Source organism: Exiguobacterium sp. UBA7533 (assembly GCF_002479335.1).
Taxonomy (GTDB): domain Bacteria; phylum Bacillota; class Bacilli; order Exiguobacteriales; family Exiguobacteriaceae; genus Exiguobacterium_A.
In genome coordinates this window covers 252,036-264,285 of sequence record NZ_DLMP01000002.1, presented here as the reverse complement: position 1 = coordinate 264,285, position 12,250 = coordinate 252,036, and the positions used below count along the sequence as shown (strand labels likewise).

At 47.3% G+C, this 12,250-nt stretch carries 13 protein-coding genes; 9 read left to right on the top strand and 4 right to left on the bottom strand.

Going from position 1 to position 12,250, the window contains the following annotated elements:
- Positions 1-29 precede the first annotated feature (29 nt).
- A complete protein-coding gene (locus B2U10_RS05440) occupies positions 30-668 on the bottom strand; it encodes a pentapeptide repeat-containing protein (RefSeq protein WP_035410976.1) in 639 nt (212 codons plus the stop codon).
- A 176-nt stretch (positions 669-844) separates the two neighbouring features.
- Between B2U10_RS05440 and B2U10_RS05435 the strand changes: the two genes are divergently transcribed.
- The 3 genes from B2U10_RS05435 to B2U10_RS05425 are packed head-to-tail and all read left to right on the top strand — an operon-like array spanning position 845 to position 3,344.
- Positions 845-2,167, top strand: a complete 1,323-nt coding sequence (locus B2U10_RS05435) for a DNA polymerase thumb domain-containing protein (RefSeq protein WP_290786199.1) — start codon at positions 845-847, stop codon at positions 2,165-2,167.
- Positions 2,151-2,480 carry a YolD-like family protein gene (locus B2U10_RS05430; RefSeq protein ID WP_056063735.1) on the top strand — a complete coding sequence of 110 codons (330 nt, stop codon included), beginning with the start codon at positions 2,151-2,153 and terminating at the stop codon, positions 2,478-2,480. Before B2U10_RS05435 ends, B2U10_RS05430 begins: the two co-directional genes overlap by 17 nt.
- A gap of 51 nt (positions 2,481-2,531) precedes the next feature.
- Positions 2,532-3,344, top strand: coding sequence for a ZIP family metal transporter (locus B2U10_RS05425; protein WP_290786197.1), 813 nt, complete (start codon positions 2,532-2,534; stop codon positions 3,342-3,344).
- Positions 3,345-3,395: 51 nt separating this feature from the next.
- On the opposite strand, the gene B2U10_RS05420 is transcribed toward B2U10_RS05425, so the two are convergent.
- Positions 3,396-5,477, bottom strand: coding sequence for a heavy metal translocating P-type ATPase (locus B2U10_RS05420; RefSeq protein WP_290786195.1), 2,082 nt, complete (start codon positions 5,475-5,477; stop codon positions 3,396-3,398).
- A gap of 174 nt (positions 5,478-5,651) precedes the next feature.
- On the opposite strand from B2U10_RS05420, the gene B2U10_RS05415 reads away from it, so the two are divergent.
- The 5 genes from B2U10_RS05415 (at position 5,652) to B2U10_RS05395 (ending at position 9,347) form a co-directional block, all read left to right on the top strand.
- Complete coding sequence (locus B2U10_RS05415; RefSeq protein WP_290786192.1) at positions 5,652-6,488, top strand: undecaprenyl-diphosphate phosphatase; 837 nt, start codon at positions 5,652-5,654, stop codon at positions 6,486-6,488.
- A gap of 108 nt (positions 6,489-6,596) precedes the next feature.
- Entirely contained in the window at positions 6,597-7,190 is a 594-nt protein-coding gene (locus B2U10_RS05410) for a LemA family protein (protein ID WP_290786189.1), read from the top strand.
- On the top strand, positions 7,187-7,927 hold the full coding sequence (locus B2U10_RS05405) for a TPM domain-containing protein (protein ID WP_035410986.1): 741 nt from the start codon (positions 7,187-7,189) through the stop codon (positions 7,925-7,927). Before B2U10_RS05410 ends, B2U10_RS05405 begins: the two co-directional genes overlap by 4 nt.
- A 17-nt stretch (positions 7,928-7,944) precedes the next feature.
- Positions 7,945-8,208: a DUF1294 domain-containing protein gene (locus B2U10_RS05400; protein WP_035410989.1), complete on the top strand. Its 264-nt coding sequence runs from the start codon at positions 7,945-7,947 to the stop codon at positions 8,206-8,208.
- A gap of 176 nt (positions 8,209-8,384) precedes the next feature.
- Entirely contained in the window at positions 8,385-9,347 is a 963-nt protein-coding gene (locus tag B2U10_RS05395; RefSeq protein WP_290747937.1) for an EAL domain-containing protein, read from the top strand.
- A 48-nt stretch (positions 9,348-9,395) separates the two neighbouring features.
- Here B2U10_RS05395 and B2U10_RS05390 read toward each other — a convergent pair whose 3' ends face one another.
- Entirely contained in the window at positions 9,396-10,421 is a 1,026-nt protein-coding gene (locus B2U10_RS05390) for an iron-containing alcohol dehydrogenase family protein (protein WP_290786186.1), read from the bottom strand.
- A 132-nt stretch (positions 10,422-10,553) separates the two neighbouring features.
- Here B2U10_RS05390 and B2U10_RS05385 point away from each other — a divergent pair, with 132 nt between their 5' ends.
- Positions 10,554-11,369 (top strand): aldo/keto reductase, encoded by an 816-nt coding sequence (locus B2U10_RS05385; protein ID WP_056063749.1) that lies wholly within the window; start codon positions 10,554-10,556, stop codon positions 11,367-11,369.
- Positions 11,370-11,480: 111 nt separating this feature from the next.
- On the opposite strand, the gene B2U10_RS05380 is transcribed toward B2U10_RS05385, so the two are convergent.
- Positions 11,481-12,224, bottom strand: a complete 744-nt coding sequence (locus tag B2U10_RS05380; RefSeq protein WP_056063752.1) for a general stress protein — start codon at positions 12,222-12,224, stop codon at positions 11,481-11,483.
- Positions 12,225-12,250: the final 26 nt, after the last annotated feature.

Sequence of the window (12,250 nt, the reverse complement as noted above, 5' to 3'; positions counted from 1 at the left end):
TTTCGAAATTCATCGAAAAGAGACTTTTTTCATGGAATGACCAATCCTAATAATCGAGCGAAGGCGACTGCTTGTTCTTCCGTAATGACTGCGCCCGGTAAAAATCGCGGATCGATTGTGATACCAGAGAGTTCCGTCTGCCGGAGATCAAGACCTTTTAATGGTGTTTCAATCCATTGGCTATCAGTAAGCCGGACCGCTTCGAGTTTCCAATGGGTCGGTTTCACTTCGAAGAACTGTGCTTCTTTCATCGTCGTTTCACTCCAATGCTGATGACGGACAGTACTACGAATGAACTGGGCATAGTCTGCGAGTCCTTCTTCGATCGTCAGATGATCAAGCGTACAATCTTCAAACTGAACACCCGTCATCCGGCATCCGACGAAAGACACGCGGTGAAAACGGGTTTCTTGGAAGTGACATCCTGTTAAGTCACATTGCTCGAAACGAATATCTTCGAACGAACCGCGGTCAAAGGTGAGGTTCGCGAACGAGACATTTTGAAAACATACTTGATAGGCATCGATACGCTCCGTCAGTTCGACAGGCATCGACTCCTTTTCATAACGTGCTCCTTTCAGATATGGATCGTCGATTTCGACTTGATCGAACGTCTCTGCTTGAAGCGTTTTCGGTAATTCTGGTAAACGGATAACGATCTCTTTCATAGAAATTCCCCCTTTTTCTCTCCTTTAGTGTATCAAACTCCTCTTGCATAAGGGTCAATCGTTCGAATTCCCTCTTTTTTCAACAGTTTTTTATTTTGAGACACTTTGAGACCATGCTATAGTCAAAGAAAATCAAAACAAGAACATATGTTCTTTTATGTAAAGGAGTGATTCAAATGTTTCCTTCCGTCGTTTTACCACAGAATAAACGTATTTTTTGTGTTGACAGTGTTTCCTTCTACGCCAGCTGTGAATGCCAGTATCGCAATCTCCCTCCCTTAACGACACGTCTTGCGGTCGTCTCCGATTTAAAACGAAGCGGATCTGTCATTCTCGCCGCTACTCCCGCCTTAAAAGCGCTTGGAATCAAGACAGCCGGTCGACTGTACGAAATCGAGCAATTACCCTACGCCATTCGTCGTACGATTCAACTCGTCGAACCGCGCATGCTCGCTTATATGAAAACGTCGATTCGTGTTTTAGATGTCCTGCATCAATTTGCCCCACCTGAAGCGATTCGTGTCTATTCGATTGACGAAAGTTTCATTGACATGACTGGAACCGATCGCCTGTTTGGTTCCGATCTGCAAGCTGCCAAAAAGATTCAAGAAGCGATTCTGAAGCAGACCGGCATTCACGTCCGCATCGGGATTGGTCCAAATAACGTCATCGCGAAACTGACGCTTGACTTAATCGGGAAAAAAGAAGGCATCGCACAATGTGGATACGCTGATGTCGCACGACGTCTCCATGATTTTCCGATTCGGAAGATGTGGGGAGTCGGACACCGCATGGAACAACATCTGCAGATGATGGGGATTGAAACGATTGGTGACCTTGCCATGCGCCCAGTCGAAGAGTTACATGAACGCTTCGGTGTCATCGGCGCCGAACTATGGCACCACGCTTGGGGTCTTGACGCGTCACCGACACTGCTTGCCCCTCGCCATTTGTTCGAGAAAGCCCCTCAACGGACGATTGGACACAGTGTGACCTTGATGCAGGACTATTATCAATTCGAACGTATCCGGAATGTGCTCAACGAACTCGTGCAGGATGTTGCGGCACGTTGCCGCTTTTCGAATCAAGTTGGTTGGACTGTTCATATCGGTGTCCGCTATTCTCGAAACGTCGTCCGAAGTGGCTTCTCGCGTCAAGTCCGGTTGCCTTATCCGACATCCGATGAGCGAATCATTCTGCGTCATGTCTTACAATTATTCGAACCGAATTGGCTTGACGGGGAACCCGTTCGTTTTTTATCTGTCGCAGTGGGACATCTAACTGCCGATCAAGGCACCTTACAGTTATCCTTGTTCGAGGATAATACGCGACTCTGGAAGCGGCGGCGGTTATTAAAAGCAATGGACATCGTTAACCTCCGCTACGGGAAAGGAACGATTCGTCTCGCTGTCTCGTTTCTCGATACGAGCGTCGCCAAACGGCGGCTTCGTTTCGTTGGCGGTCATCCAGGAGGTGATCTTCATGACAGCGTATCGTGATCGAGGGAATTTAAAGTGGATCCCTTTTCTCATGCCGGAGCACTTGCAATTGCTCCGGGAGTATTATGTCCAAATGCATCAGCTCGACTTGCCTGAAATCGATGAACAACTGCAAGAATCGTGGCACTTTTTACTTCAAGAGGCTTTAATAGAAGGAAACGAACTCGAAATCACGTATTATAAGGAAAGTAGCTACGTGACGGTCGTCGGTTTTGTTGAACGGCTAGAGCCTGAACGTTCTGTTCTCTTTCTGCGTGGTCGTGTTGCAGTAGAAATCTCCTTCACACGAATCGTTCGGATCGAAAACGGGTAAGCTTTCATACAGATCGCCGCTTCAAATCGTGCCCGGAAAGAAGGAATAGTCATGTTGGATTGGTTCACTTCCCTCCCCGTCGTCGTGCAAGCATTACTTGCCGGTATGATGACTTGGGGATTAACCGCACTTGGTGCGGCACTCGTTTTCGTCTTTACAACGATTGAAAAACGCGTCATGAACATGATGCTTGGTTTTGCAGCCGGTGTCATGATCGCCGCTTCATTCTGGTCTTTGCTCGCCCCAGCGATCGAATTCACGAAGCAGGACGGTGGCATCGCGTGGATTCCTGCTGCAATTGGATTCCTTGTGGGTGGATTTTTCGTCCGTCTCCTTGACTTCGTCACACCGCATTTGCACTTATCCGCACCACTTGAAACAGCTGAAGGTCCTTCAACAGGACTTAAGAAAACGACGTTGCTGTTTCTTGCGATCACGTTGCATAACATTCCGGAAGGTCTTGCGATCGGTGTCGCTTTTGGTGCCGCTGCCTTGAATATGGACGGAGCGACCGTCGCCGGGGCTTTGACACTCGCACTCGGGATTGGCATTCAAAACATGCCCGAAGGTGCTGCGTTATCGATTCCGTTACGCGGTGAAGGGATGTCGCGCCGGCGCGCCTTTCATTACGGTCAATTGTCAGCAATCGTCGAACCGATTGCTGCGATGGTCGGTGCGGCGGCTGTCTTCTTCGTTCAACCGCTTCTACCGTATGCGTTATCGTTTGCTGCCGGAGCGATGATTTTCGTCGTCGTCGAAGAATTGATTCCGGAGTCACAAGCAGAGAACGGATCCGATTTAGCAACGCTTGGTTTGATGGTCGGTTTTACGGTCATGATGATTCTCGATGTCGCACTCGGGTAATCTAAAAATATGCGATCATCTCCTCAAAAGAGGAAATGATCGCATATTTGTTCATGCACGTATCTTTAATAGACGCGTCGCATTCAGGACCGCTAACACTGTCACACCGACATCAGCAAAGACGGCTTCCCACATCGTTGCGATTCCAAAGGCTCCAAGTAACAAAAAGATTGCTTTGATTCCAAGGGCAAAATAGATGTTTTGATAGACGATCTTTCGCGTCGTTCTGGCAACATCCATCGCATCGGCAAGCTGTTTCGGCTCATCGGTCATCAAAACGACATCCGCTGCTTCAATCGCCACATCACTCCCGAGTCCGCCCATGGCGATTCCGACATCCGCCCGTGTCAGGACAGGGGCATCGTTTATTCCATCCCCTACGAACGCTGTTTTTCCTTTTGCTGTCTTCATCAGTTCTTCCAGCGCTTCGACTTTTTGATGCGGCAACAAGTTCGCAATGACGTGATCGAGATCCAACTGTTTTCCGATTGCTTCTGCCGTCTGTTTCCGATCGCCTGTCAGCATGACGATTCGACGGATGCCTCGCTTTTTCAATTGGATGATCGCTTCCATCGTCGTCGTCTTCAGTTGATCTGCAATTCGAATCCATCCCAGATAGTCTTGGTCCTGAGTAATGTGAACATAGGTACCGGTTTCGGTTTCTTTATCAGGTGTAAAGCCCAGTTCCTTTAACCACTCGGCATTTCCTGCACGCAGCAGTCGACCATCGTACTCCCCACTGACGCCTTTCCCTGCTATTTCTGATAAGTGAATGCCACCATCTTTAGATGGTAAGCCATCAACCGCCCGGACGATTGAAGTCGCGATCGGATGATTCGATTGCCGTTCCACCCGAGCTGCTACTTGTAGTAACTCTTGTTTCGTCATCGTATGTGCTTGAATAGCGACGACTTCAAAATTCCCTTTCGTCAACGTACCTGTTTTATCCAAGACGAGGGTATCGATTCGTTGCAACGATTCTAGATGATTTCCGCCTTTGACGAGTATGCCTCGCTTTGAAGCAGCACCGATTCCACTAAAAAAGCCGAGCGGGATGGAAAGCATGAGCGCACAAGGACAACTGATGACGAGAAAGACAAGCGCCCGGTACGTCCACTCGCTAAAGGAAGCATTCAGTAAGAGAGGCGGCAGAACCGCTAAAATTAGCGCAATCACGACAACAGCCGGCGTATAAACTCGCGCAAATCGTGTGATGAACTTTTCCGTCGGTGCTTTATGACGAGAGGCTTGTTCTACCAGTGAAATGATTTTCGCGACCGCCGAGTCCGTATACGACCGATCTACTTCAATCACTAACTGTCCGTCCGTGCTGATCGTACCGGCTAGCACATGATCCGTTTCATGAACACGCCGAGGAACCGATTCTCCTGTCAATGCTGCCGTATCCAGAAAGGCAGTACCTTGCTTGATCGTTCCATCAAGTGGAATCCGTTCCCCAGCACGGACGATGATTCGCTGTCCTGGAATGACATCTTCCGGTCGCACACGTCGCCCATCCTCAAGCACGGCTTGCTGTGGTCTAATATCCATCAATGCTGAAATCGAGCGTCGTGATTGATTGACAGCCCTATGCTGAAAATATTCACCGATTTGATAAAACAACATGACTGCCACCGCTTCTGTATACTCCCCAATGACGAATGCCCCGATCGTCGCGAGCATCATCAAAAAATTCTCGTCAAACAACTGTCCGCGTCGTGTCGACCGAAGTGCATTACGTAATACTTCATTCCCGATGAATACATACGCCGTAAGATACAACCATATTTGTATGGACTCGGGAACAAGGAATGCTATTCCGAAAGAAGTCAGACCTATGAGTGTTTGAAGTTTCTTTGACCTTGTCCAAAATACCATTTCAGTCGTGTCTCGTGTATCCTGCTCGCGTTGCAGGAGAGCATCTGGTTCTAGTTCGTGAACACGCTGAACAACGTGACGATACGTCTGTTCTTGGATATCTGGGGATGCGTATGTGATATAGAGACGTTGCCCTGCGAAATCCAACGTCGCTTCCTTGACTCCTGTTACGTTTGCCACGCCACGCTCTACTTTCGCTGCACAGTTCGCACAATCAATTCCTGAAATCCGGATCGGTTCAGTCGCTTCACGCATTCTCTCACCTCATTCAAATATTTGTTTGATTATACAGTCATCGTACGCCTTTTTCCTTCCGTTATCAATCCGTACTTTCCTCGGTCTTGCGCCCGATATTCCGATTGGTTCTATCTCACAAGAATAAAACATGATATGTTTTTACATAGCACATCATTATAGAAGGAGATTACCATGCACATCATTGAACTCTTGAAAGCTCTTTTACTCGGTTTCGTCGAAGGGATGACGGAATTCGCACCTGTCTCCTCGACTGGTCATATGATCATCGTGGATGACATGTGGTTACAAACAACAGAATTTCTTGGTAAGTATTCGGCGAACACCTTTAAGGTCGTCATCCAGCTCGGATCGATTCTAGCTGTCATCGTCGTCTTTTGGAAACGCCTCTTCAGCTTGATCGGTTTATATAAGATCGAAGGAGAGCACGACGCATCAGGAACACACAAGTTAAAGCTACGTCACGTCTTGATTGGTCTTCTACCAGCAGCTGTTCTCGGATTGTTATTCGAGGACTTCATCGATGAGAATCTCTTCTCGATTGAAACAGTCATCATCGGTCTTGCGGTCGGTGCCCTCTTGATGATTGCAGCCGACAAACTCGGACCAAAGGAACCGAAAACGACATCGCTTGATCAGATTACATATCGCCAAGCAGCATTCGTCGGTCTGTTCCAATGTATTTCCCTTTGGCCTGGCTTCTCCCGTTCTGGTTCAACGATTTCAGGAGGGGTCTTCCTCGGCATGAATCACCGGACGGCAGCTGACTTCACGTTCATCATGGCCGTACCGATCATGTTCGGTGCCAGTTTCCTTTCACTCGTTAAGAACTGGGATAACATTCATGCGAGTGATTTCGGTTTCTATGCCGTCGGATTTATCGCTTCGTTCGTGTTTGCCCTCTTATCGATTCGCTTCTTCTTGAAGCTGATCAACAAGATCAAACTTGTCCCGTTCGCGATCTACCGTCTTGTCTTAGCAGCTGTTCTTGCTGTCATCGTCTACATGTAAATTCTAACCGTTAGCTATTTTAGCTGACGGTTTTTTATTTTTTTTGAAACTAATTCACTTCGTTAAGGGTATATAGGGATGAGACATAACTAAAGGAGTGAATGCCACATGGCAAGCAGAAGTCGGAGTCGATCAAAACTCCCATTAATCATCGGAGTCGTTGTCGTCGTCGTGATTGCGTTTTTAGCAATCGGCCAATACAACAGCCTCGTCAATGTAGAAGAAGATGTATCGAATAAATGGTCGCAAGTCGATAACCAGATCAAGCGTCGTGCGGATTTAATTCCGAACCTCGTCGAAACGGTCAAAGGTGTCGCGGGTCAAGAAGAAAAAGTATACGGCAAAGTCGCTGAAGCTCAAGCTGGTCTTGCGCGCGCCGCGTCAACCGAACAACGGATTGAAGCCGATCAACAAGTCACGTCTTCGCTTCGTGGATTGATTGCTTTGCAAACCACTTATCCGGAACTAAAATCAAGCGAACGATTCCAATCATTGATGGATACGCTGGAAGGAACAGAAAATCGTCTCGGGATCGCCCGCAAGGATTACAACGATGCCGTGACGCTTTATAACAAAAAACGTCGGAGCTTCCCAACAGCACTCTATGCCTCTGCATTCGGATTTGAGAAAAAGCCGTATTACGAAATTTCAGACAGCGACCGAGAAAATCCGACTGTCGACTTTAACAGTGATTCGAAATGATTCGGCGGTGGACGCGACTTCTGTTGAGCGCGTTCCTCGTCTTCTTCCTCTTCGTTCCGACGGCTAGTGCCGTTTCAGAACGAACGGGAGCAGCCTTTTTCATTCAAGATGATGCTCAGTTGCTCACACCGTCGGAAGAAGCCGAACTCGCGCAACTCGGTCAGGAACTCGAACAGTACACGACGGCGCAAGTCGTGCTGAAGACGGTTCCCGATCTAAAAGGACAGGACTTAAGTTCTTACGCCAATGAAACATTCCGGCGACAAGGAATCGGTCAAAAAGGAAAAGACAATGGTGTACTCGTCGTCGTCGCTCCGAACGAAAAGAATCGCCAATTTCGGATCGAGGTCGGTTATAAACTCGAAGGGGTTCTGACCGATATCACGGCCGGTCGTATCCTCGATCAATACGCGGTTCCTTATAAAGAGAATGGTCAGTATGGAAAAGCAGCAAGCGAAACATACAAAGCTGTCGTCAGTGTCATTTCAAAAGATCAGTCGCTTGAGTCGCAAGACCCTCCGAAATCTCAAAATGATGGTGGGCTTCCGCTGTGGACGAAGATTCTGATCGGTGCCGGATTACTGATCTTATTGTTCCTCGATATGAAGTTCACTGGCGGTATGTTCTTCTTTGCAATTTTGAACATTTTTTCCGCAATCATGCGCGGTGGCGGTGGTGGAAACGGCGGTAGTCGTGGTGGTGGCGGAAGTTCCGGCGGCGGCGGTGCCGAACGTTAGAAAAGGAGTCGGTTTTCATGAGGATTATCTTAGGCTATTACATCCTCCTGACACTCATCGGATTTGGCTCGATGTGGCAGGATAAACGTCGAGCACGACAACATGCTTACCGGACACCGGAAGCGACACTATTGACGATTGCTTTTCTCGGTGGTGCGCTTGGTTCTTGGATCGGTATGTATACAGTCCGGCACAAGACACGGAAAGCGAAATTTCAATGGTTGGTGCCACTTGCAGCTGTGTTGCATCTCGCTTTCTGGATATTTTACACTTCACAATGAAATCATGTGACCGATAGAGAAGAGAACGTACGGAAATGCATCCGTCGTTCCCTTCTCTTTTTTATATGAGGTCAATGATTATGAAAAATAGGTTTAATTTCTTTTTCTCTCAGGGTAAAGAGTTTAACTAATTTAATAAATACATCTTTTGATGTATCGAGAGGTGGACATCTTTTATGTGGCATCCTTGCGCCGAATGTACGACATCAATCCGTTTCGTCGAAGCTGGAGCACTCCATATCCAATCACCAACACCAGAAATCTATTCCTATCAATCGTTCGAACAACTCGAACAGTTACTAACATCGCTCTTGCGTGTAGCGGATTATTCGGTATCCTGTCGCGCCACACAATCGCGTTATGTGACAGCACCCATTCTAGCTTCAGCACTTCTAGAACAACTAAAGCATCGGTCAGCAATTGATTTTATCCAACACGGTGTCATGACGAGCCATTTGCAACCGATTTATGATATTCAACAAAATGTACTCGTTGCGAATGAAGCATTACTGCGAGCAGCAGATGACAACACTCCTATCTCACCAGGTGTCCTATTCTCAACAGCATCGAAGATGGGGCTTCATTCTCGGCTTGATCAACGGGCGCGCGAAGAAGCGATTCGCGCGACACATCATATCGGTGGCACAACAAAAACGTTCATCAACTTTCTCCCTTCGACGATCTATAATCCGGAGTACTGCCTGCGCCATACGTTTGAAATCGTTGAGCGTTATCAAGTTGATCCAAGTCGGCTTGTCTTCGAAGTCGTCGAAACGGAAAAAATTGAAGACGTCAACCATTTGAAACACGTCTTCGAACAGTATAAAAAGCAAGGCATTCAAGTGGCACTAGACGATGTCGGCGCTGGTTTCTCAACACTTGATATGTTGTCCTTGCTTCAACCGGATTATATTAAGATCGATCGTTCCTTCATCGATCACTGCGATACGAACTCAGAAAACGAAGCTTTCTTACGAAAAGCCCGTTATCTAACGCGAGAAATGGGGATTCAAATCTTAGCTGAAGGCATCGAACGTCAAGAAGAACTCGATTTTTGCCGCGAACTCGGCTTTGATCTTGGTCAAGGATACCTACTCGGTCGTCCCACTCCTTACGCTCATTTGGCGAAAGCACAATAAAAATACGCACATGGACCGTCTGATTCGGAACATGTGCGTATTTTTAGGTTAAGAAGTCGAAACGGACACTGTCTCGTTCTGTGTGATGGCATCGACTAGTTGTTCTGCTGATACGATTGGACGCAACAGACGGCACAGCTCCTCTTTCGATGTTTGAAAAGCAAGTGCTTCGACAATGTTGAGCGAAACTCCGAAATCAGTGAGGGTCGTTGGCTGCTCTTGTGCAAGAAGGTAGTCACGCAACTCTATATAATCATCATCATGTCCGAGCAGCTTCTCTTGGACGAGTAACCCGTAACCGACTTTACTCCCATGTAAGAACGCATGAGTTTCTGGATAAGGAGATAATGCGTTATGTACCGCGTGTCCGATTGCACCGCGTGTCGCCGCATCACCAAAACCTCCAATGCTTCCGGCTAATGGAATGACGGTCTCGACGAGGTATTGGATTTCAGCTGGATATTCACGAAAACGTTTTTCTGTCACATTCGTCGACAAAATGAGGTCCTTGCATCGCTCAGCTGTCCGGAGTGCCGTCTCGATGACGGGATCGCTTGCTGTAGACCCACTCAAGGCACGTGCTTCATACCATTTTGCTAGCGTATCGACGAGTCCGGCGACAAAATAATCATACGGACTCGTTGCGATGATACGATGATCGAGTAAAAGAGCTTCAATCACGACAGGAAACATGTCAAATCGAATATACTGTCCCTGTTCGTTATACATGACACTGAGCGGAGTCCACGGGGCACAGTTCGAGACAATCGTCGGAATGACGATGACAGGACGTTGTAATTGAAACGCGACCTGTTTTGCCGTATCGATGACACTCCCACCTCCGAGTGCGAGAATCACATCATACGGAGCACATACTTGTTTGAAGAATGCCACCTGTTGATCCGTACAATGTCCTTCAAATAAAAAGCGGGGAACATCCGGTAAAGCAAAAGCAGCTGCTTCGTAGGCTTGACGTCCATGAATCAAGACTGCCGAACGGTTACCTATTATTTCTTCGAGTTGATCGAGTGCGTGTTCCTCATGTATGTATTGTAAAACAGCTTGTCGAATCACAGAATCGCCTCCTAATATTTGTTATCGCTCAGTATACGCAAAAGAACGCGCTTCGGCAATCATTCGATTTTTATAGGAGGAGCGCGTACACTAGACAAGAAAAGAATTTACTATAAAGGAGTCGATGAATCGATGCAACAGATCACGTTAAATAACGGTATCAGCATGCCCCAACTCGGATATGGTGTTTTTAAAGTACCGGAAGAAGAAGTATATGAAGCGGTCAGCGAAGCGCTTCGCGCCGGGTATCGCTCAATCGATACGGCGATGATTTATGAGAACGAAGAAGGCGTCGGTCGTGCTCTGCGTGACTCGGGTATTCCCCGGGAAGAGATCTTTCTGACGACGAAAGTCTGGAATTCCGATCATGGCTATGAAGAGACACTTGCCGCTTTTGAGACGAGTCTGCAAAAGCTCGGCGTTGATTATGTTGATTTGTATCTGATTCATTGGCCAATGCCTAAAGAAGATCGCTATGTCGAGACATGGCGAGCGCTCGAGCATCTCTATGCAGAAGGGAAGACGCGTGCCATCGGTGTCTCGAACTTCCATATTCCTCACTTGGAACGAATTTTAGCCGAAGGATCGGTTGTTCCTGCCGTCAATCAGATTGAACTCCATCCGTTTCTTAGCCAAGAAGCGATTCGAGACTTTTGCCGCAAGCAAGGTATCGTCGTCGAAGCATGGAGTCCGTTGATGAAAGGACGCGATGCGTTGACGCATCCGGTCATCGTCGATATCGCCGACCGTCATCAGAAAACACCTGCTCAAGTCGTTCTCCGTTGGCACTTGCAACATGACATCGTCGCGATTCCGAAATCCGTCACACCAAGCCGGATTCGCGAAAATCTCGATGTCTTCGACTTCAGCTTGTCAGACACTGATATGCAAGCGATTGATCAATTGAACGCTAATGTGCGTACAGGATCAAATCCGGATGATAAATAAAACGAGACGATTCTCGTTTTATCTCCATACAAAAAGAAGGTACTTTTCAGATTTTATCCGAAAGGTACCTTCTTCGATTATGACCCTGACGTGTGATTCCATTCTATTATTTTAGCGGTCTAAATTATTTCCATGGTCTTGCTTGGCAATGTCATTCGATTGATGTTTGGATTGACGATGTTCTTCACCGTCTTGCGTTGCATCCTGTTCTTTTTCCTCGTATTCTGTTTCTGGACGCCGGAAATCATCATCCCGACGCATCGCAATATTCGGTTCTCGGTTTCCATCGAGCTTTTTCGAATGATCGATTGCTTGCTCGTCTTGCGGCATCTTATCGGTACCTGCGCGATGCAAATCAATCTCCGCGTGCTCTTCCTTTGAATCCTTATCAACGTCAAGCGAATTACCTGAGCCAAGCTGTGCGTTAGAATTAGCGTCTGATGACGTATGCGTTTCTTCTCCACTACCATAACGGACTTTTACATCAGGATGTGTGTTGTCTGTATTTAAATGTGGATCGAACTGGATGTCTTGGACTTCAAGTAACAGAACAAAGCCCCCACCTTCGACTTCCGTTTTTCGTTGTTCGATTTCATTATCTGATAGATCAAGTGACTCGAACAGATCATCGACTTCTTGATCACGACCTTTGTTCCCGCGAATCCGGTCCATCCAAGACGGTTTTGTTGTCGCGATTTCTGCGTCCATCTGGCTACGGACGAGTGCGATATTCGACTTCTCCTTGACGATCACGTAAAAGTCTTCTTCCCGATGTCCTTGAATGTGTAGTTCGTCCATTTTTGAGATCAATTCGTCTTCTGAATAGAACGTTCCGATATATTGTTTCGTTTTCATGGATGTTCTCCCCTTATTAACACGAT